Origin of the sequence: Actinoplanes sp. NPDC051411 (assembly GCF_040682075.1) — a bacterium.
In the GTDB taxonomy this organism is placed as follows: Bacteria; Actinomycetota; Actinomycetes; order Mycobacteriales; family Micromonosporaceae; genus Actinoplanes.
The window spans coordinates 1-18,862 of the sequence record NZ_JBFBAD010000171.1; the positions used below are offsets into that span (position 1 = coordinate 1).

Below are 18,862 nucleotides of genomic sequence, written 5' to 3' on the forward strand. Positions count from 1 at the left end.
ATCCGCGGGTTGGGCGCCGGGGGCTGGTTGTCGCCGCTCCGCGCCTCCCCCCCAATTTCGGCCCCCCCCCCCCCCCCCCCGGGCCGGCCGCCCGCGGCCGGAACGCCCGCGCCCCGCCTGTTAGAGCCCGTCCTCAGACGCGCGGCTTCTCGCGCATCTCGAAGGTCTCGATGACGTCGCCGACCTGCGGGGTGCCGAAGCCGCTCATGGTCAGACCACACTCGAAGCCCTCGCGGACCTCGGTGGCGTCGTCCTTGAACCGCCGCAGCGAGCTGATCGTGACGTTCTCCGCCACCACGGTGCCGTCCCGCAGGATGCGGGCCTTGGCGTTGCGGCGGATGAGACCGGTGCGGACCATACAGCCGGCGATAAGACCGATCTTGGACGAGCGGAAGACCTCGCGGATCTCCGCCGTGCCCAGCTCGACCTCTTCGTATTCCGGCTTGAGCAGGCCCTTGAGCGCGGCCTCGATCTCCTCGATGGCCTGGTAGATCACGCTGTAGTAGCGGATCTCCACGTTCGCCCGGTCGGCCAGCTCCTTGACCTTGTTCGAGGCCCGGACGTTGAAGCCGATGATCGTGGCCGTGGCGTCCGAGGAAGCCGAGGCCAGGTTCACGTCGCTCTCGGTGATCGCACCGACACCGCGGTGGATGACCTTGAGCTGGATCTCGTCCGGAATCTCGATCTTGAACAGCGCGTCTTCCAGGGCCTCGACCGAACCGGACGAGTCGCCCTTGATGACCAACGTGAGCGAGGTCTTCTCGCCCTCCTTGAGCTGCTCCATGAGCGTCTCGAGAGTCGCCTTGGTGCGGGAGTTGGCGAAGCTCGCCGCGCGACGGCGGGCCTGCCGCTGCTCGGCGATCTGCCGGACCGTGCGGTCGTCCTCGCCGGCCAGGAAGGTGTCACCCGCGCCGGGCACCGAGGTGAGACCGAGAAGCAGCACCGGACGAGCCGGCAGTGCCTCGGCGACCTGGTTGCCGTTCTCGTCGAGCATGGCGCGGACGCGTCCGTGCGCGCCGCCCGCCACGATCGAGTCGCCGGCCCGCAGCGTGCCCTTCTGAACCAGGACGGTCGCGACCGCACCACGACCCTTGTCGAGGTGCGACTCGACGACCGCGCCCTGAGCCGCCCCGTCGATCGGAGCGGTCAGCTCCAGCGACGCGTCGGCGGTCAGCAGAACGGCCTCGAGCAGCTCGTCGATGCCGATGCCGGGCTTGGCCGCGACGTTGACGAACATCGTGTCGCCGCCGTACTCCTCGGCGAGGAGCCCGTAGTCGGTCAGCTGCTGGCGGACCTTGTCCGGGTTGGCGTCCGGCTTGTCGACCTTGTTGACCGCGACCACGATCGGCACCTCGGCCGCCTTGGCGTGGTTCAACGCCTCGACCGTCTGCGGCATGACGCCGTCGTCGGCCGCGACCACCAGGATGACGATGTCGGTCACCTGGGCACCACGGGCACGCATGGCGGTGAACGCCTCGTGGCCCGGGGTGTCGAGGAAGGTGATCGCGCGCTCTTCGCCCTGGTGCGGGACGACGACCTGGTAGGCGCCGATGTGCTGGGTGATGCCACCCGCCTCGCCGGCGACCACGTTGGTCTTGCGGATCGCGTCGAGCAGCTTCGTCTTGCCGTGGTCGACGTGACCCATGACGGTCACCACCGGCGGCCGGGTGACCAGCCGGTCCTCGGCCACCGCGGCGTCGAGGTCGATGTTGAACTGCGCGAGCAGCTCACGGTCCTCGTCCTCGGGGCTGACGATCTGCACGTCGAAGCCCAGGTGCTCACCCAGCAGCAGCAGGGTGTCATCGGAGCACGACTGCGTCGCGGTCACCATCTCGCCCAGGTTGAACATCTCCTGGACCAGCGAACCGGGGTTCGCGTTGATCTTGTCGGCGAAGTCGGACAGTGACGCACCACGCGACAGCCGGATCTCCTGACCCTGGCCGCGCGGAGCGCCCGAACTCATCTGCGGGGCAGACAGGTTGTCGAACTCTTGACGCCGCTGCTTCTTCGACTTGCGGCCACGGGTCGGCCGGCCACCCGGACGCCCGAAAGCACCCGCGGCACCGCCGCCACGGCCACGACCGCCGCCACCGGGACGACCCGGAGCACCGGCACCGACCGGACCGCCGCCGCCACCGGGACCGCCACGGTAACCGCCACCGCCGGCGCCCCCACCGGGACCACCGCGGAAGCCACCGCCACCGCCGGCGCCCCCACCGGGACCGCCACGGTAACCGCCACCGCCGGCACCCCCACCAGGACCGCCACGGAAGCCACCGCCACCGCCGCCACCGGGACCGCCACGACCGCCGCCGGGACCACCGGGACGACCGGCGCCGCCGGGACCGGCCGGACGGCCCGGACGCTGCGCCGGCATGGACGCGGGGCTGGGCCGCGGCGGCATCGACGCCGGGCTCGGCCGCGGCGGCATGCCGGGCTGGTTGGGACGAGGCATCCCGGCGGGACTGGGCCGCGTGGCGGCACCGCCGGAGACACCGAACGGGTTGTTGCCGGGACCGCGCGCCGGCGGCCTCGGGGCGCCACCGGCCGGACCGGGACGCGGGCCACCGGGCGCACCGGACGCCGGCGGACGAGCGGCCGGGGAACCCGGACGAGGCGGAACCGAGCCGGGGCCGGGACGCGGACGCGAGGTCGCGCCCTCGGACGGCGGCTGCTGGGCCCGACGCTCGGCGTCCCGGGTGCGGGCGGCCTGAGCGGCCTTGACCGTGGCCTCCTGCTCGGCCTTCAGCGCCGAGGCGCGCGCCTCGGCGGCCGCCACCTCGATGTCGTGGGCACTCGCCGGCTTAGTGACCGGACCGGGCGTGGGGCCCGGACGGCCGGCCGGCGGCTTGGGCCGGGCGATCTGGCCCGGAGACGGCGCCGGCGACGTGGGTGCCTCGGACGGCACGCTCGTGGCCGGTGCGGACGGGCGGCGCGGCGGCTGGGGCCGCGCGCTGGTCGGGTTGGGGCGGGCGGCGGGCGCCGGAGCGCTTGCACCGGCGGCGCTGGGTGCGGACGGGGCGGGCGCCGCCGGAGCGGCCGAACCTGCCTCGAAGGCACCACGAAGCCGTCGGGCCACCGGGGCCTCGACCGTGCTGGATGCGGACTTGACGAACTCGCCCATGTCTTTGAGCTTGGCGAGAACGGTCTTGCTGTCGACCCCGAGCTCTTTGGCGAGCTCGTGTACGCGGGCCTTGCCTGGCACTGCACTCCTCACTTCGAGGTCGTGCGAGCAGCGCCCGCAGACCTCACTCGTGCACTAGAAGCCTGGTCATTTCAGGGACTTCATCGTGTGCTCATCTGGGTCGTCCTACCTTGCTGGTCGTGACTCGGCCACCAGGGCCCAGTCATCGGTCGTTCCCCACGGCCACGGAGACCGCGCGGATGTGCTCGGCCAGCAGACCGGTGTCGGGGACACCGGAAAGACGCAGCGCGCGCCCGAAGGCACGACGCCGCTCCGCCAGCGCGAAGCAGGCCGGATCAGGATGCAGATGCGCTCCCCGGCCCGGCAGTCGACGGCCCGGATCAGGCAGGATCCGAAGATCATCCCCGGTGCCGTCCGAAACGAACCGAATCAACTCATAAGCCGCCGCCCGATTGCGACAGCCAATGCAGGTGCGGGTAACGCCCGCTTCCCCCGAAAGGGAGGGCGTCGGTCCGACCACTGGAAAGTCTACTCCTCGTGGGTGGGTGACGCGTATCCGGTCAGCTTCCCGCCTCGGCCGCATCACGGTCCGGGGCGCCGGCGGGCTCGTTGTCGGGACGGATGTCGATGCGCCAGCCGGTGAGCCGGGCCGCGAGCCGGGCGTTCTGCCCCTCGCGGCCGATCGCCAGCGACAGCTGGAAGTCGGGCACGGTCACCCGGGCCGTCCGGGAAGCCGCGTCGACAACATCCACACGCAGGGCCTTTGCCGGCGAGAGGGCGTTGCCGACGAACTGCGCCGGGTCTTCCGAGAAGTCAATGATGTCGATCTTTTCACCGTGCAGCTCGCTCATGACGGCGCGCACCCGCTGCCCCATCGGGCCGATGCAGGCGCCCTTGGCGTTGACCCCGGAGACCGTCGAACGGACCGCGATCTTCGTACGGTGACCTGCCTCACGCGCGATCGCGGCGATCTCGACCGTGCCGTCGGCGATCTCCGGCACCTCGAGCGCGAACAGCTTCTTGACCAGCGCCGGGTGCGAACGCGAGAGCGTGATCTGGGGACCGCGGAAGCCCTTGGCCACGTGCACGACGATCGCCCGCAGACGGGCACCGTGCTCGTATGACTCGCCGGGCACCTGCTCCGACTGCGGCAGCACCGCCTCGATCTTGCCGAGGTCGACGATGACGATGCCCTTCTCGGCCCGCGCGGCGTCCGCCTGCACGATGCCGGTGACCAGGTCACCGTCGCGTCCGGCGTATTCGCCGAAGTGCTGCTCGTCGGTCGCCTCGCGCAGACGCTGCAGGATCACCTGCTTGGCCGTCATCGCGGCGATGCGGCCGAAGTCGTGCGGGGTGTCGTCCCACTCCCGCACCACGGTGCCGTCCGCGTCCAGCTCCTGGGCCAGCACCGAGGCCACCCCGGTCTTGCGGTCGATCTCGACGCGGGCATGTCCCTCGGCCCCGTCGGTGTGCCGGTAAGCGGTCAGCAGTGCGGTCTCGATGGCCGCGAGAATCGTCTCGAACGGGATCTCCCGCTCGCGCTCCAGGGCGCGTAGCGCCGCGAGGTCGATGTTCACTCCTCGCCCTCCCCTTCGTCGTCGTCAGCGTCGTCGTCTTCGTCTTCTTCGTCGCCGAAATCGGCGTCGTCCAGGCGCTTGAACTCGATCTGCACCCGGCCCGGGCCGAGCTCGTCGAAGCGCAGGGCGCGGGGTGTGCCGTCGACGTCGAGAACGATGCCGCTCTCGTCGACGCCGGTCACGCGCCCGGTCAGGCCGTTGACCGCGACCAGTCGGGTGATGTTGCGCCGCCAGTGACGCGGCAGGGTCAGCGGCCGGTCGACACCCGGCGAGCCGACCTCGAGCTGGTATTCGCCCGGGAGCACCTCGCCCCCGCTCTCCTCGGCCGCGTCGAGCGCGGCCGAGATCTCGCGGGAGACCACGGCGACGCCGTCGAGGTTGATGCCCCCGTCGGCGTCGACCAGCACCCGGACCACGTAACGGCGGCCGGCCCGGGACAGGCCGACCTCCTCGAGGTCGTAGCCGGCCGCGTCGACGACCGGTTCGATCACGGCCCGGACCCGGGCCTTGGCGGCGGCGAGATCGATGCGCGGCGGCGCGGGCGCACGGTCGGCCGCCTCGTCCCGTCGCCGGGCGCCGGGACGGCTTCCGGGCCGGGAACCGGCACGACCACGCTGCGTCATCGAGACTCGACCTCTCCTCGGCTGTGTCGATAAGCGACGCTGTAGTCGATCAACGACGGTGGGCCGCCGGGCGAAAATGCCCCGCGGCTGACGCAGAGCGTAACGCGCACGCCGCCGGGGCGCGCCGCCGCCGCTCCGAATCCGCGCCATCCGCAGGTCACCACCTGTACCCCATGGTGTTCACTGGCGCGGTGCGGATGAACCACGAGGGGCCCACCCGGCGGCGGGTGCTCGGCCTGACGGCGGCCGGGCTGGGCGGCGCCGCTCTATCGGGATGCGGGCTGTTCGGCGACGACGAGAAATCGTCCGGCGGCGGGGACGAGGCCGTGCAGCCGCTGCTCACCGAGGCGGTCGCGCTGGCCGGGGCGTACGACAAGGCGGCCGCCCAGCCCGGCCTGGCCGCCCGGCTCAAACCGCTCGCCGACGACCACCGGGCGCACGCCTCCGCGCTCGCCAAGCTGATCGGCAGGTCGGTGCCGGCCGCCGCCCCGGCCGCCGTCGGCTCGGGCGACGTGCTGGCCGGACTGCGGACGGCCGAACAGACCGCCCAGCGCAACGCGGTCACCGCCTGCAAGCAGGCGACGGCCGACCGGGCGGCGCTGATCGGCTCGATCGCGGCCTGCCGGGCCACCCACGCCGAGGCGCTGCGATGACCGCGGGCGACGCGCTCGGCGCGGCCCTCGCGGCCGAGGACGCGGCCATCTACGCGTACGGCGTACTCGGCGTCCACCTTCAGAGCGACGACGAGAAGTCCGACGCGCACACCGCCGAGACGGCACACCGGCAGCGGCGCAACTACGTGATCACCCGCCTCGACCAGCTCAAGCTGAAGCCGCCCGCGACCCCGGCCGGCTACGACCTGCCGTTCCCGGTGACCGACCGCGACTCGGCGCTCAAGCTGGCGATCCACATCGAGGACGGGGTCGCCCAGGCGTGGCGGCCGGTCCTGCCGGTCACCGAGTCGACCGACCGCACCACGGCGCTGTCCGCGATGACCGACGCGGCCGTACGCGCCACCAAATGGCGACGCCGGGCGTCGGCCGACCCGCTCACGCTTCCGTTCCCCGGCCGCGCCGGCTGATCTTTTTGTCCGTTTCCGTGCTCGGCGCCGGAGTGCTGACCCGGGGACGTCGATGCACAACAATGGCGGGGTGCGCGAGGAGATCGACGTCAGCACGACCCGGGGCGACCTGGCCGTCCGGCTGTCCGAGCTGATCCAGCGGCGCTGGTCGGCCGACGTGCGAGCGGTCGGCGTGCACGGCTCGCTCGCCCACGGCGACGACCAGGACGGCAGCGACGTCAACCTGCTCGTGGTCACCTATCGGGCCGGCGCCGGTCCGCGGCCCGCGCTGCGCCGGGTCGACGGCACACTGGTCGACCTTGAAGTGGCGACCGGCGAGGAGGGGCTGCGCCGGGCCCGCCAGCTCACCCCGCGGTGGCCGCTCGACGCCGACCGGTTCGTGACGACCCGCGTGCTGCACGACCCGGGCGGCTGGTTCGACCAGCAGCGCGACGTGCACCTGGCCCGGCTGGCCGAGGCGCGACCGCCCGAGTTCACCGGGCTGGCCCGGCACAACTGGGAGATGGCCTCGGCCGCGCACGGCCGCGCGGTGCGGCTGGCCGAATGGTATGAGACAGATGCCGCGCTCGTGATGATCGCCGAGGCCCGGCTGCGGGCGGCGCTGGTGGCCGGCTTCCTGACCCGCACCTATTTCCGCAACGCGGCCGACGCGGTCAAGCGCACCGGGGTGGCCGGGGCCGACATCCAGGAGCTGGCGTCGGTGTTGAAAACGCAGGCCGAGGAGCTGACCGCCCGGGGCCGCCCGGTCGACGGCACCCTGAGCGCTCTCTTCGACCAGGGCCTCTAGGAGACGCCGACGCCGATCAGGGCGCCGATCCCGTAGGTGGCCACCGCCGCCAGCCCACCCAGCACGAGCTGCCGGAGCCCGCCGCGCCACCACGGGCGGTCGGTGAAACGGCCGACCAGGGCGCCCGCCACGAACAGACCCACCCCGCCGATGGCCAGGGCCAGCCACAGGTTGTTCAGCCCCAGAAGGTAGGGCAGCAGCGGGAACAGCGCGCCGACCGCGAAGCACACGAACGACGACCCGGCCGCCGTCCACGGGCTGGGGAGCTCGTCGGGCACCACGCCCAGCTCTTCCTGGGCGTGCACCCGCAGTGCCTGCTCGGGATGGTCCTTGAGGACATCGGCCACCTGGCGTGCCAGCCCGACCGGCAGCCCGCGGGCCACCCACATCGCGACCAGCTCCTCGGCCTCACCCTCCGGGTTGACCCGGAGCTCGTGCAGCTCCTTGCTGAGCTCGGCCGCGACCTGCTCATTCTGCGTGCGGACGCTGGTGTATTCGCCCAGGCCCATCGAGATGGCGCCGGCGACCAGGCCGGCCGCGCCGGTGAGCAGCAGCGCCCGGTGGCCGGCCCCGCCGCCGCCCACCCCGGCGATCAGCGCGATGTTGGTCACCAGGCCGTCCATCGCGCCGAACGTGGCGGCCCTCAGCCAGCCACCGCTGACGTCGGCGTGGTGATGCTCGATGACCGCGGTCACGGCAGGGTGAGGATCTCGGATCCGTCCTCGGTCACCACCAGCGTGTGCTCGAACTGCGCGGTCCACCTGCGGTCCTTGGTGACCACGGTCCAGTTGTCGGCCCACATGTCCCACTCGTGGGTGCCGAGGGTGATCATCGGCTCGATGGTGAACGTCATGCCCGGCTCCATGACCACGTCGAGCCGCGGATTGTCGTAGTGGGGAACGTAGAGGCCGGAGTGGAACGTCTCGCCGATGCCGTGGCCGGTGAAGTCGCGGACCACGCCGTAGCCGAACCGCTTCGCGTACGACTCGATGACCCGCCCGATCACGTTGATCGGGCGGCCCGGCGCCACCGCCCTGATGCCCCGCATCATCGCCTCGTGGGTGCGCTCGACCAGCAGCCGCGCCTCTTCGCTGACGTCACCGACCAGGAACGTCGCGTCGGTGTCGCCGTGCACGCCGTTCAGGAACGCCGTCACGTCGACGTTGATGATGTCGCCGTCCTCGATCACCGTGGAGTCGGGGATGCCGTGACAGATCACCTCGTTGAGCGACGTGCAGCACGACTTCGGGAAGCCCTTGTAGCCCAGCGTCGACGGGTACGCCCCGTGGTCGCAGAGGAAATCGTGCACCACCCGGTCGATCTCGTCGGTCGTCGCGCCCGGTTTGCAGTGCTCGCCCGCGAGCTGAGTCGCCTGCGCGGCGAGCCGGCCGGCCACCCGCATCTTCTCGATCGTCTCGGCGGTCTGCACGTGCGAACCACGCCACTCTTTCGGGCGCTTCTTTCCGACATACTCAGGGCGGACGATCGATGCCGGGACCGCCCGCCAAGGCGATTGCTTACCCGGCACCTGTGGGGCACGAACGGTCATTGCTCCAGCCTATCGCCGGGCCGACGGGCCGCACGGACGAGAGCCGCCGCCTTATAACGGCTCCGATGTCCTTGATGAACCGGTTCTTGCCGCCCTCCGGCCCCTGTGTAATCGTGTCTTCGTGGATCAAGACGGCGCGGAGTCGAACTTCTCGGCCACCGGCACGGTGACCGGTGACCGGGTCGTCGTGACGGTCACCGGCGAGGTCGACATGTCCACGGCCGACGCCATGTTCCGGGCCGCGACCGTGCACAACGCGACCGCGGCGACGCTCGACCTGCGGGCGGTGACGTTCTTCGACTCGGCCGCGATCCACGCGCTCATCCAGCTCGCCGAGCGGTACGGCGCGCGGCTCGAGGTGCACCCCTCGTTTCAGGTCAGGCGCGTGTTGGAGATCTCAGGACTGTCGTCCCAGCCCTGGCTCCGCGACTGAGAAGGGCCGGCTCAGCGTCACCGAGGTGCCCTCCTCGGTGCGGGCCACCGACAGTTCCGCCAGGGCGCCGATCAGCGCGAGGCCCCGCCCGCGGAAGCCGGCCGAGTGGGCCGGCTTCCAGCGCCCGCTGTCGCTGACCGTGACCGTCACCACACCGTCGTCGATCGACGCCTCGACCGTGATCACCGGCTCGACCGGGTCGACCGGGTGCTCGATGGCGTTGGCCGCCGCCTCGGAGACCGCCACGGTCAGGTCGAACCGGTCCGATTCGGGCACGCCGTGCGCGGTCAGGAAATCTTCCAGGCGGCGGCGCAACACGCTGAGCCGGGTCGGCTCGGCGGGCAGCCGGAGCACGAACTCGTGCGGCTCGGTCGCCTGCAGCGCGAGCAGCGCGATGTCGTCCCGCCGGGTGCGCCGGGCGGCCTTGGCCAGCAGCGTGTCGAGCAGGTCCTCGACGTGCTCGGCCGGCTCGGCCACGTCACCGGTCAGCTCGGCCAGGCCGAGGTCGATGCCGGCGCTGCGGTCCTCGACCAGGCCGTCGGTGTAGAGCAGCAGGCGGCTGCCCGGAGCCAGCTCGGCCTCGAGGGTCGGGTAGACGGCGTCGGCCAGCGCGCCGACCGGCGGCCCGAGCGCACCGGCGTAGAGGAAGGTGCCGCGCTGCCCCGGCACCGCGAGCACCGGCGGCGGGTGGCCGGCCGACGAGTAGTGCAACTTGTGGCTGTGCGGGTCGAACCGCACGCACACCACGGTCGCGAACTGCCGCCGGCCCAGGTTGTCGACCAGGCGGTTGAGCCGGGTCAGGGCGGCCCCGCAGTCAAAACCCTCCAAGATGTACGCCCGCAGGGCGTTGCGCAGCTGACCCATGCCGGCCGCCGCCTGCACACCCTTGCCGACCACGTCGCCGATCACCAGGAACAGCTGGTCGTCGGGGGCGACGATCGCGTCGTACCAGTCGCCGCCGACCTCGGCCTCGCTGCTGCCGGGCAGGTAGCGGCTGGCCACGATGGCGCCCGGCACACGCGGCAGCGACTGCGGCAGCAGACTGTGCTGCAGGGTGCTGGCGATGCGGTGCTCGGCCTCGTAGAGCTGGGCGTTGCCCAGGCGCAGCCCGATCAGCCGGGCCAGCTGGGTGAGCAGGATCCGCTCGGGCGCGCCGGACGGGCCCGACCAGACCCGCAGCTCGCCGAGCGACTTGCCGGACGGGTCGGGCAGCGGGAGAACCACGTCGGCCTTCTCGGCGGCCGGGGCACCGCCGTCGGCCTCGGCCCGGGCCCCCGGTGTGCTCACCACCACCCGGCCGGCCGAGGTCATCGCCAGCACGTGCCGGGCCGCCACGTCGAGCACCTCGGCCGTGCTGCGCACCGTGTTGACCGCGGCCGCCGCGTCGACCAGGCCGCGCAGCCGGCTGATGATCTGCCGCCGGGCCTGGCCGAGGTCGAGGTTGGCCCGCACCCGGGCGACCAGGTCGCGGGCCGAGAACGGCTTGACCAGGTAGTCGTCGGCGCCGGCGGCGAGGCCCTCGACCGAGGCCTCCTCGCCGGCCCGGGCCGAGAGCACCACGATCGGTACGTCGCGGGTGCGCTCGTCCGCCCGCAGGGCCGAGATCAGGCCGAACCCGTCGAGCCGCGGCATCATCACGTCGGTCAGCACGAGGTCGAAGCGGTCCCGAGAGGCCAGCTCGAGGGCGGCCACGCCGTCGACCGCGGTGGTCACGTCCCAGTGCGAGCGCAGCAGGCGGGCGACGTGGTCGCGCAGGTCGGCGTTGTCGTCGGCGAACAGGATGCGGCCGCGGTGGTCGTCGCGGGTCGCGGCCGGGGTGTCGATCGCGGTCGGCATCGACGTGTCGCCGGCCCACCAGCTGGTCTCCTCGACGAACAGGCGCGGCTCGACGTCGGCGACCACGAGAGAGGCGGCCTCGGCCAGGCGGTCGGGTGGCAGGTGCGCCGTACCGAAAGGGAGCCGGACCGTGAAAACGCTGCCGTGACCCACCCGGCTCTCGGCGGTGACCGAGCCGCCGTGGAGCTCGATCAGCTCGCGCACCAGCGCGAGGCCGATGCCGGTGCCCTCGTGGCTGCGTGACCAGGCGCCCCGCACCCGGTGGAAACGGTCGAACAGCAGCGGCTGCTCGTCGGCCGGGATGCCCACGCCGGTGTCGCGGACGGTCAGGACGGCCATGGTGTCCTCGGCGAAGACGCGCACCACGATGCGGCCCCGCTGGGTGAACTTGACGGCGTTGGAGAGCAGGTTGAGGACGATCTTTTCCCACATCTCGCGGTCGACCTGCACCGGATCGGGCAGCGGGGGCGCGTCGACGACCAGCTCGAGCCCGGCCCGCTCGACGGCCGAACGGAACGTGCTGGCCAGCCGGGCCGTGTAGTCGGCGAGGTCGGTCGCGCGGTATGACGCGCGGGTGCGGCCCGACTCGAGCCGGGAGAAGTCGAGCACGGTGTTGACCAGCTTGAGGAGCCGCAGGCCGTTGCGCTGCATGGGCAGGAGCCGCTCGCGCTGGGCGCCGGGCAGCCCGGGATCGTCGAGCAGATCTTCCAGCGGGCCCAGGATCAGGGTCAGCGGGGTGCGGAACTCGTGGCTGACGTTCGAGAAGAAGTTGGTCTTGGCCTGGTCGAGGGCCGCGAGCTCGGCCGCCCGGATGCGCTGCTCCTCAAAGGTGCGCACGTTGGTCAGCGCCTGGGCGATCTGCGTGGCGGCGAGGTCGAGGAAGTCGCGGTAGCCGGCGTCGAGGTCGAGGAACCGGCTCACCCCGACGACCAGGGCGCCCGACCGGACCGGGCCGGCCTCGAGCGGCAGCACCAGCGCCTCGGCGGCCGCCCGGTCCGACTCGGCGACGAAGTGCGCGATGCGGCCCGGCCGGCCGGTCGCGATCACCTCGGCCACCGCGGGCGGCGCCGGCTGGTCGTCGAGGAACAACGAAACGTACGGGATGTCGTGGTCGTTCTCACCGAGCACGGCGATCGTCTCGGACACCACCGTCGCCTGGTCGGGCGCGTCGGCGAGGCGTCGTCCGAGCGCGCTCAGCATGCGGGCCCGGCGCTCGCCGAGCACCCGCGCCGTGGTCTCCGTGACGATGCACATCACGCCGGTGACCGAGCCGTCGGCGGACCGGATCGGGTCGTAGGAGATGTCGAAGTAGGTCTCCTCGAGGAAACCGAACCGCTCGATCATGAACGGGTAGTCGCGGCCGTAGAACGACTCGTCGGTCTCGCGGACGCCGTCGAAGAGCTTCTCGAGGACCGTCCAGACCTCGGCCCACATGTCGGCGGCCGGGCGGCCCAGGCTGGACGGATGCTTGCCGCCGAGGGCGCTGATGTAGGCGTCGTTGTAGAGCGCCGACCACTGCGGGCCCCAGAAGAGCACCATCTGCGCGTGCGAGGCGAGCATCGTGACGACGGCGTGCCGAAGCTCGGCCGGCCACCGCGCGGGCTCGCCGAGCGGGCTGTCCGACCAGTCGAACTCCCGCATGCGGCGGCCCATCTCGCCGCCCCGCTCGAAAGCGGTGTTCAACTCGACCGGGAGGGCGTCATGGAAACCGACGCCCATAGGTGCCTCCCGCGCGATCAATCCGCCCGGCCGCGAATGCCGGTCCGGTTCTGCACGGTAACACCGGAGTCGGACACTTTCAGGGAGCGGGCGTTCACTCCTGGGCGGCGAAGACGGGCCGGCCGTCGATGCTGTAGCCGTTCTTCCGCTGCCGGTATTCGGCCAGATCGTCCTCCGAACGCCGCTCGGACCAGCGGAGCAGCAGGTCCCGGTCGCCCTCGTACGCCATCAACGGCACCGAGTAGCCACACGAGTCGCTGACCCGGTGCACGTCGATGTCGATGATCGACCGGGCCCCGTGGTGATCGGGGGCGTCCGGGAAGAGTTTGAGCAGCTCGGCGAACTGGGGATCGGTCAACGGGACGGCCCGCCCGCGGCCGTGGAAGCGCACGATGTTGGGCGGCCCCTGGAACGCGCAGAACATGATCGTGATCCGGCCGTTCTCAGCCAGATGGGCGATCGTCTCGGTCCCGCTGCCGTGGAAGTCGAGGTAGGCGACCCGATGCTCGCCGAGCACGACGAACGTGCCGCCCATCCCCTTGGGTGACAGGTTGACGTGCCCGTCCGGCCCCGACGGTGCGGTGGCCACGAAGAACATCGGCTGCGCCTCGACAAACTCGCGCAGCCGACCCGAGATCCCGTCATGCAGCTTCATAACCCGATGCTGCGCGCCCGGGCCGGTCCGGCGCGATGTGATTCTCGCCTACTGAGCCATACCCGGCCAGTCTCAGGCCCCCAGTCTCAGGCGGCCAGCGACGACCGGCTGCGGGACGCGGCCTCGACCAGGGCCGAGAAGACGCGGAGGTCGGCGGTGCGCTCGGGGTGCCACTGGACGCCGAGGGCGAAGGCGCGGGACGGATCCTCGATGATCTCGATGACCTGGTCGTCGGGGCACCAGCCGACGGCGGCGAACTCCCCCGGGTCGTCGACCGCCTGGTGGTGGAACGAGTTGACCGTGAGACGGCCGCCGAGCAGGGCGTGGGCGCGGGAACCCGCACGGGTGACCACGTCGTGGCGGCCGTACGCCGAGGCGTCGACGGCCAGCGGGTCGGTGGCCGAGGAGGCCCGGTGCCGGTCGTGGCCGACGACGTCGGGCAGATGCTGGTGGAGCGTTCCCCCGGCGGCGACCGCCATCACCTGCATGCCCCGGCAGACGCCGAGCATGGGCAGGTCGGCGGCGAGCGCGGCCTTCATCAACATGAGCTCGGCGGTGTCCCGGGCCACGTCGACGTCGATCGCCGGGTGAGGTTCGGCACCCCAGTACGCCGGGTCGATGTCGCCACCGCCGCTGAAGACGATGCCGTCGAGCGACTCGATCACGTCGGTGTCCGGGTCGTCGGGAGTGATCAGCACGGCTCTGCCCCCGGTCGCGTGCACGGCCTTGACGTACGTCATGGGGAGCATGCCCGCCATGAGGTCGTTGCTGCCGTACTGGACCTGCTGGGAGTAGGCGGTCATGCCGATCAGGGGCCTGCGCATGCGGGGTGTTCCTCTCTTACTGTCGGGCGGCGTCTCTTACTGTCGGGCGGCGTCGATCAGGGCGCCGAACAGGTGCTCGTCGCGCGTCACCTCGGGATGCCACTGCACCCCGAGCACGAACGGGCGGGACGGGTCTTCGACCGCCTCCGGCAGCCCGTCGTCGGTCTGGGCGGTGACCAGCAGCGATCCCGGGTCGGCGATGCCCTGGTGGTGGTGGCAGTGCACGACCGCGCCCTCGCCCAGGAGCTGGGCCACGCGACTGCCGGTGGTGAATTTGGCCTCGTGTTCGCCGTAGACCCCGGGGGCCGGGTTGTGGCGCTCGTGGCCGAGCAGGTCGGGCAGATGCTGGTGCAAGCGACCTCCCGCGGCGACTACCAGTTGCTGCATTCCCCGGCAGATGCCGAGAACCGGGGTATTGAGCTCCAACGCCCGGCGGAGCAGGAGCATTTCCCCGGCGTCGCGGTCGGGGCGGGTCACGGTCTTCTCGGACGGCGAAGCGCCGTAGAGGCCGGGAGCCACGTCGGCGCCACCGGAGAGCACGAGGCCGTCGAGGATGCCGACCACGTCGGCGTCTTGATCGTCGGGCGGCAGCAGGATCGCGCGACCACCGGCCAGGGTCACCGCCTCGACGTACGCCTGCGGGATCAGTGCGGCGGGAAGATCACGCCAGACGCCCCAGCTGGCCGGGTCCACATATGTCGTTATCCCGATGATCGGACGCATCGTTCCACCGTAATCACATCGTGCTTCCCTCCGGAAAGGGGTGCGCGGCGTCACCGGTTGGGTGGCGCCGCGCCCGGGCCCCTCTGTCCCACCTACACAGGGGTAAGGCCTGCGCCGGCGGGGATTCGGCCCCTTCGCCCAGTTGAACTGGACGTATACGGCCTCATCCCCTCCGGCGGGCGCTGTTAAACCATCACAATGGAGTTACATAGGCACCGGTGATGCCGCCGTCGACCACGAACTGTGATGCCGTCATGAACGACGCATCGTCACTGGCGAGGAAGGCGACGGCCGCCGCGATCTCCTCCGGCTCGGCGAACCGGCCCATCGGCACGTGCACCAGCCGGCGGGCCGCCCGCTCCGGGTCCTTGGCGAACAGCTCCAGGAGCAGCGGCGTCGCCACCGGCCCCGGGCAGAGCGCGTTGATGCGGATGCCCTCGCGGGCGAACTGCACCCCCAGCTCGCGGGTCATCGCCAGCACGCCGCCCTTGCTCGCGGTGTACGCGATCTGGGAGGTCGCCGCGCCGAGCAGCGCGACGAACGACGCCGTGTTGATGATCGAACCCTTGCCCTGCCGCTGCATGTGGGGAATGGCGTATTTGCAGCAGAAGAAGACCGAGGTCGTGTTGACCCGGATCACCCGCTCCCACGCCTCGATGCCGGTGACCAGGATCGAGTCGTCGTCGGGCGGCGAGATGCCGGCGTTGTTGAACGCGATGTCGACCCGGCCGTGGCGCTCGGCCACCCCGTCGAAGAGCGCCTTGACCTGCTCCTCGTCGGACACGTCGGCCACGACGAACTCGCCACCGACCTCCTCGGCCGCCGTCTTGGCCGATTTTTCGGATATGTCGGCGCAGACGACCCGGGCGCCCTCGGCCGCGAAACGGCGCGCGGTCGCCAGCCCGATCCCACTGCCGGCACCCGTGATCACGGCCACCCGGTCCTGCAAGCGCTCCACTTAGTCTCCCGTAGTCAGGTGATGGTTCGTAATGGGGGCCGGGCTGCGGCGTGCCTCAGCCGCCGCCTGGAACCACGCCGGCCACAGCCGACACCTGAGACTCGCCTCGCTCCGGCCCCCATTACGAACCATCACCTATGAACACGTTTTTGACATCGGTGAACGACAGCAGCGCGTCGGGCCCCAGCTCGCGGCCGAGGCCGGACTGCTTCATCCCGCCGAACGGGGTCCAGTAGCGCACCGACGAGTGACTGTTGACGCTGAGCGCGCCGGTCTCGACCGCCCGCGAGACCCGCAGCGCCCGGCCGAGGTCGCGGGTCCACAGCGAGCCGGACAGGCCGTACTCGGTGTCGTTGGCCAGCCGGATCGCGTCCTGCTCGTCGCGGAACGGCAGCACCGACAGCACCGGGCCGAAGACCTCCTCGCGCCAGTGCCGGTCGCCGGTCGAGTGGGCGAGCAGCACGGTCGGCGGGAACCACCAGCCGTTTCCGTCTGGTTTATCCCCCCGGAAAGCGACGTCGGCACCCTCCACATAGGAGGCCACCGTCTCCCGGTGCGACGCGGAGATCAGCGGGCCCATCTCGGCTTCGGCGTCGGCGGGATCACGCACGCGGAAGGCCTTGACCGCCGGCTCCAGCAACGACAGGAACTTGTCGTAGACCGACTCCTGCACCAGCAACCGTGATCGAGCGCAGCAGTCCTGACCGGCGTTGTCGAAAACGGCGGCCGGCGCGGCGGCGGCCGCGGCCGCGAGGTCGGCGTCGGCGAAGACGATGTTGGCGCTCTTGCCGCCCAGCTCCAGCGTCACCCGCTTCACCTGGTCGGCGCAGCCCGCCATGATCGACTTGCCGACCTCGGTCGAGCCGGTGAAACAGACCTTGCGGACCGCCGGGTGGGAGACGAACCGCTGCCCGACCACCGAGCCCTTGCCCGGCACGATCTGGAAGACACCCTCGGGCAGGCCGGCCTCGAGGGCCAGCTCGCCGAGCCGGATCGCGGTGAGCGGGGTCAGCTCGGCCGGCTTGAGCACGACCGTGTTGCCGGCCCCCAGCGCGGGCCCGAACCCCCAGCCCGCGATCGGCATCGGGAAGTTCCACGGCACGATGATGCCGACCACGCCGAGCGGTTCGTGGAAGGTGATGTCGACGCCGCCGGCGACCGGAATCTGCCGGCCGGACAGCCGCTCCGGCGCCCCGGCGTAGTAGTTGAGCACGTCCCGGACGTTGCCCGCCTCCCAGCGGGCGTTCCCGATCGTGTGCCCGGCGTTGCGCACCTCGAGCCCGGCCAGCTCGTCGAGGTGCTCGTCGACCACGGTGGCGAAGCGGCGCAGCAGGCGCGCCCGGTCGCCGGGCGCGACCGCGCGCCACGACACGAAGGCTTTCCGCGCCCGCTCGATCGCGGCGTCGGTCGCGGTCAGATCCAGAGACGGTACGGAGGTGAGCAGCTCACCAGTCGAGGGGTTTATTACGTCAGTCACCTGGTGTTACATCCTCTCGAAGCCGCGTCGCAGCTCCCAGTCCGTGACCGCGGCGTCGAACGCGGCCAGCTCCACCTGAGCCATGTTGCCGTAGTGGGCGACCACCTCGGCACCGAATGCGGCACGGGCCACTTCACTGGCCCGCCACAGATCGCCGGCCTCACGCAGGGTGCTCGGCACGCGCGGGGCGTCGGCGTCGTCGTACGCGTTGCCGGCGAACTCGGGTTCAAGCTCCAACTCGTTCTCGATCCCGTGCAGGGCCCCGGCCACCAGGGCGGCGATGGCCAGATAGGGATTGACGTCGCCACCGGGCACCCGGTTCTCCACCCGCATGCCCTCGCCGTGCCCGGCCATCCGCAGCGAGCAGGTGCGGTTGTCGACGCCCCAGCGCAGCGCGGTCGGCGCGAACGACCCCGGCTGATAGCGCTTGTACGAGTTGATGTTGGGCGCGAAGAGCAGGCTGAACTCCCGCATCGTGGCCAGCAGCCCGGCCAGCACCCGCTGCCCGGTGACGCTGAGGTGACCCGGGCCGTCGCCCAGCATCGCCGACTTCCCGTCCCGGCCGCGGAGCGAGAAGTGGATGTGGCACGAGTTGCCCTCGCGGGAGTTCGGCTTGGCCATGAAGGTGAGCGCCATGCCCTCCTGGGCGGCGATCTCCTTGGCCCCGTTTTTGTAGATCACGTGGTTGTCGGCGCAGGTCAGCGCGTCGGCATAGCGGAACGCGATCTCGTGCTGGCCGAAGTTGCACTCGCCCTTGGCGCTCTCGGGGGTGAGGCCGGCGCCGTACATCTCGTTGCGGATGCGGCGCAGCAGCGGCTCGACCCGGGCGGTGCCGAGCAGGGAATAGTCCACGTTGTATTGATTGGCCGGCACCAGGTCGCGGTAGTTCTTCTCGAACGCCTGCTCGTAGCTGTCGCGAAAGAGCACGAATTCGAGCTCGGTGCCGGCGAACGCGGTCAGCCCGTGCTCGGCCAGCCGGTCGAGCTGGCGCCGCAGGATCTGCCGGGGCGAGGCGTAGACCGGCTCGCCGCCGGTGGTCTCGAGGTCGGCCAGCACCATCGCCGTCTTGGGCTGCCACGGGACCGGCCGCAGGGTGCGGAAGTCGGGCTTCATCACGAAGTCGCCGTAGCCGCTCGACCAGGAGGACATCGCGTAACCGTCGACGGTGTTCATGTCGACGTCGACCGCGAGCAGGTAGTTGCAGCCCTCACTGCCGTGGGCGACCACCTCGTCGACGAAATAGCGGCCGTGCAGGCGTTTGCCCTGCAACCGGCCCTGCATGTCGGTCAGCGCCAGCAGCACGGTGTCGATGCTGCCGTTGTCGACAGCGACGTCCAGCTCCTCGAGGTCCATGGCAAGAGTCCTATCGCAGAGGGCCGACATTTCCGGCGCCGGGCCGAAATTTCGGCCCGGGGCGGGGTCGTAAGGGGGGTCACTGTACGGGGCTAGGGGGGGTGCCGGGGGCGCCCATCGGG

17 protein-coding genes are annotated in these 18,862 nt (G+C 71.4%); 4 read left to right on the forward strand and 13 right to left on the reverse strand.

The features are described from left to right. Positions 1 to 133: 133 nt before the first annotated feature. From infB to rimP, 4 genes are all read right to left on the reverse strand, one after another. Positions 134 to 3,205 carry a translation initiation factor IF-2 gene (gene infB, locus AB0M88_RS47840; RefSeq protein WP_364114014.1) on the reverse strand — a complete coding sequence of 1,024 codons (3,072 nt, stop codon included), beginning with the start codon at positions 3,203 to 3,205 and terminating at the stop codon, positions 134 to 136. 142 nt (positions 3,206 to 3,347) lie between these two features. Further along, positions 3,348 to 3,665, reverse strand: a complete 318-nt coding sequence (locus AB0M88_RS47845; protein WP_364114016.1) for a YlxR family protein — start codon at positions 3,663 to 3,665, stop codon at positions 3,348 to 3,350. A 40-nt stretch (positions 3,666 to 3,705) separates the two neighbouring features. Beyond that, a complete protein-coding gene (gene nusA, locus AB0M88_RS47850) occupies positions 3,706 to 4,722 on the reverse strand; it encodes a transcription termination factor NusA (RefSeq protein WP_364114018.1) in 1,017 nt (338 codons plus the stop codon). Continuing rightward, on the reverse strand, positions 4,719 to 5,345 hold the full coding sequence (gene rimP, locus AB0M88_RS47855; protein ID WP_364114020.1) for a ribosome maturation factor RimP: 627 nt from the start codon (positions 5,343 to 5,345) through the stop codon (positions 4,719 to 4,721). The genes nusA and rimP overlap by 4 nt, the downstream gene beginning before the upstream one ends. Before the next feature lie 173 nt (positions 5,346 to 5,518). On the opposite strand from rimP, the gene AB0M88_RS47860 reads away from it, so the two are divergent. The 3 genes from AB0M88_RS47860 to AB0M88_RS47870 are packed head-to-tail and all read left to right on the forward strand — an operon-like array spanning position 5,519 to position 7,213. Next, positions 5,519 to 5,998, forward strand: coding sequence for a hypothetical protein (locus tag AB0M88_RS47860; RefSeq protein ID WP_364114022.1), 480 nt, complete (start codon positions 5,519 to 5,521; stop codon positions 5,996 to 5,998). Further along, a complete protein-coding gene (locus AB0M88_RS47865; protein WP_364114024.1) occupies positions 5,995 to 6,426 on the forward strand; it encodes a ferritin-like domain-containing protein in 432 nt (143 codons plus the stop codon). The genes AB0M88_RS47860 and AB0M88_RS47865 overlap by 4 nt, the downstream gene beginning before the upstream one ends. A 52-nt stretch (positions 6,427 to 6,478) precedes the next feature. After that, positions 6,479 to 7,213: a nucleotidyltransferase domain-containing protein gene (locus tag AB0M88_RS47870; RefSeq protein ID WP_364114026.1), complete on the forward strand. Its 735-nt coding sequence runs from the start codon at positions 6,479 to 6,481 to the stop codon at positions 7,211 to 7,213. Here the strand turns inward: AB0M88_RS47870 and AB0M88_RS47875 are convergent. Both AB0M88_RS47875 and map read right to left on the reverse strand, forming a co-directional pair. Further along, a complete protein-coding gene (locus AB0M88_RS47875) occupies positions 7,210 to 7,929 on the reverse strand; it encodes a VIT1/CCC1 transporter family protein (RefSeq protein WP_364114046.1) in 720 nt (239 codons plus the stop codon). The genes AB0M88_RS47870 and AB0M88_RS47875 overlap by 4 nt on opposite strands. Beyond that, positions 7,905 to 8,762: a type I methionyl aminopeptidase gene (map, locus tag AB0M88_RS47880; protein ID WP_364114028.1), complete on the reverse strand. Its 858-nt coding sequence runs from the start codon at positions 8,760 to 8,762 to the stop codon at positions 7,905 to 7,907. Before map ends, AB0M88_RS47875 begins: the two co-directional genes overlap by 25 nt. Before the next feature lie 121 nt (positions 8,763 to 8,883). Here map and AB0M88_RS47885 point away from each other — a divergent pair, with 121 nt between their 5' ends. After that, on the forward strand, positions 8,884 to 9,195 hold the full coding sequence (locus AB0M88_RS47885; protein ID WP_364114030.1) for an STAS domain-containing protein: 312 nt from the start codon (positions 8,884 to 8,886) through the stop codon (positions 9,193 to 9,195). Here the strand turns inward: AB0M88_RS47885 and AB0M88_RS47890 are convergent. The 7 genes from AB0M88_RS47890 to AB0M88_RS47920 all read right to left on the reverse strand — a co-directional run bounded on the left by AB0M88_RS47890 (position 9,160) and on the right by AB0M88_RS47920 (position 18,740). Next, positions 9,160 to 12,750, reverse strand: a complete 3,591-nt coding sequence (locus tag AB0M88_RS47890; RefSeq protein ID WP_364114032.1) for a SpoIIE family protein phosphatase — start codon at positions 12,748 to 12,750, stop codon at positions 9,160 to 9,162. The two genes, AB0M88_RS47885 and AB0M88_RS47890, sit on opposite strands and share 36 nt — an antisense overlap. Positions 12,751 to 12,844: 94 nt before the next feature. Then, on the reverse strand, positions 12,845 to 13,405 hold the full coding sequence (locus tag AB0M88_RS47895) for a pyridoxamine 5'-phosphate oxidase family protein (RefSeq protein ID WP_364114034.1): 561 nt from the start codon (positions 13,403 to 13,405) through the stop codon (positions 12,845 to 12,847). A gap of 86 nt (positions 13,406 to 13,491) precedes the next feature. Beyond that, entirely contained in the window at positions 13,492 to 14,229 is a 738-nt protein-coding gene (locus AB0M88_RS47900) for a gamma-glutamyl-gamma-aminobutyrate hydrolase family protein (protein ID WP_364114036.1), read from the reverse strand. A 36-nt stretch (positions 14,230 to 14,265) separates the two neighbouring features. Next, on the reverse strand, positions 14,266 to 14,952 hold the full coding sequence (locus AB0M88_RS47905; protein ID WP_364114038.1) for a gamma-glutamyl-gamma-aminobutyrate hydrolase family protein: 687 nt from the start codon (positions 14,950 to 14,952) through the stop codon (positions 14,266 to 14,268). A 193-nt stretch (positions 14,953 to 15,145) separates the two neighbouring features. Beyond that, positions 15,146 to 15,910 carry a 3-oxoacyl-ACP reductase gene (locus AB0M88_RS47910; protein ID WP_364114040.1) on the reverse strand — a complete coding sequence of 255 codons (765 nt, stop codon included), beginning with the start codon at positions 15,908 to 15,910 and terminating at the stop codon, positions 15,146 to 15,148. A gap of 121 nt (positions 15,911 to 16,031) precedes the next feature. After that, positions 16,032 to 17,387: an aldehyde dehydrogenase family protein gene (locus tag AB0M88_RS47915; protein WP_364114042.1), complete on the reverse strand. Its 1,356-nt coding sequence runs from the start codon at positions 17,385 to 17,387 to the stop codon at positions 16,032 to 16,034. Positions 17,388 to 17,393: 6 nt separating this feature from the next. Next, the gene (locus AB0M88_RS47920) at positions 17,394 to 18,740 is read right to left on the reverse strand and encodes a glutamine synthetase family protein (protein ID WP_364114044.1); all 1,347 of its coding nucleotides are present in this window, start codon (positions 18,738 to 18,740) and stop codon (positions 17,394 to 17,396) included. Between the last annotated feature and the right edge of the window lie 122 nt (positions 18,741 to 18,862).

Excerpts from the sequence above, each read along its gene's own strand:
- AB0M88_RS47895 (WP_364114034.1), bottom strand. The coding sequence starts at position 13,405 with ATGAAGCTGCATGACGGGATCTCGGGTCGGCTGCGCGAGTTTGTCGAG.
- AB0M88_RS47870 (WP_364114026.1), top strand. The coding sequence starts at position 6,479 with ATGCACAACAATGGCGGGGTGCGCGAGGAGATCGACGTCAGCACGACC.
- map (WP_364114028.1), bottom strand. The coding sequence starts at position 8,762 with ATGACCGTTCGTGCCCCACAGGTGCCGGGTAAGCAATCGCCTTGGCGG.
- AB0M88_RS47865 (WP_364114024.1), top strand. The coding sequence starts at position 5,995 with ATGACCGCGGGCGACGCGCTCGGCGCGGCCCTCGCGGCCGAGGACGCG.
- AB0M88_RS47890 (WP_364114032.1), bottom strand. The coding sequence starts at position 12,750 with ATGGGCGTCGGTTTCCATGACGCCCTCCCGGTCGAGTTGAACACCGCT.
- AB0M88_RS47905 (WP_364114038.1), bottom strand. The coding sequence starts at position 14,952 with ATGCGTCCGATCATCGGGATAACGACATATGTGGACCCGGCCAGCTGG.
- AB0M88_RS47900 (WP_364114036.1), bottom strand. The coding sequence starts at position 14,229 with ATGCGCAGGCCCCTGATCGGCATGACCGCCTACTCCCAGCAGGTCCAG.
- rimP (WP_364114020.1), bottom strand. The coding sequence starts at position 5,345 with ATGACGCAGCGTGGTCGTGCCGGTTCCCGGCCCGGAAGCCGTCCCGGC.
- AB0M88_RS47920 (WP_364114044.1), bottom strand. The coding sequence starts at position 18,740 with ATGGACCTCGAGGAGCTGGACGTCGCTGTCGACAACGGCAGCATCGAC.
- AB0M88_RS47860 (WP_364114022.1), top strand. The coding sequence starts at position 5,519 with ATGGTGTTCACTGGCGCGGTGCGGATGAACCACGAGGGGCCCACCCGG.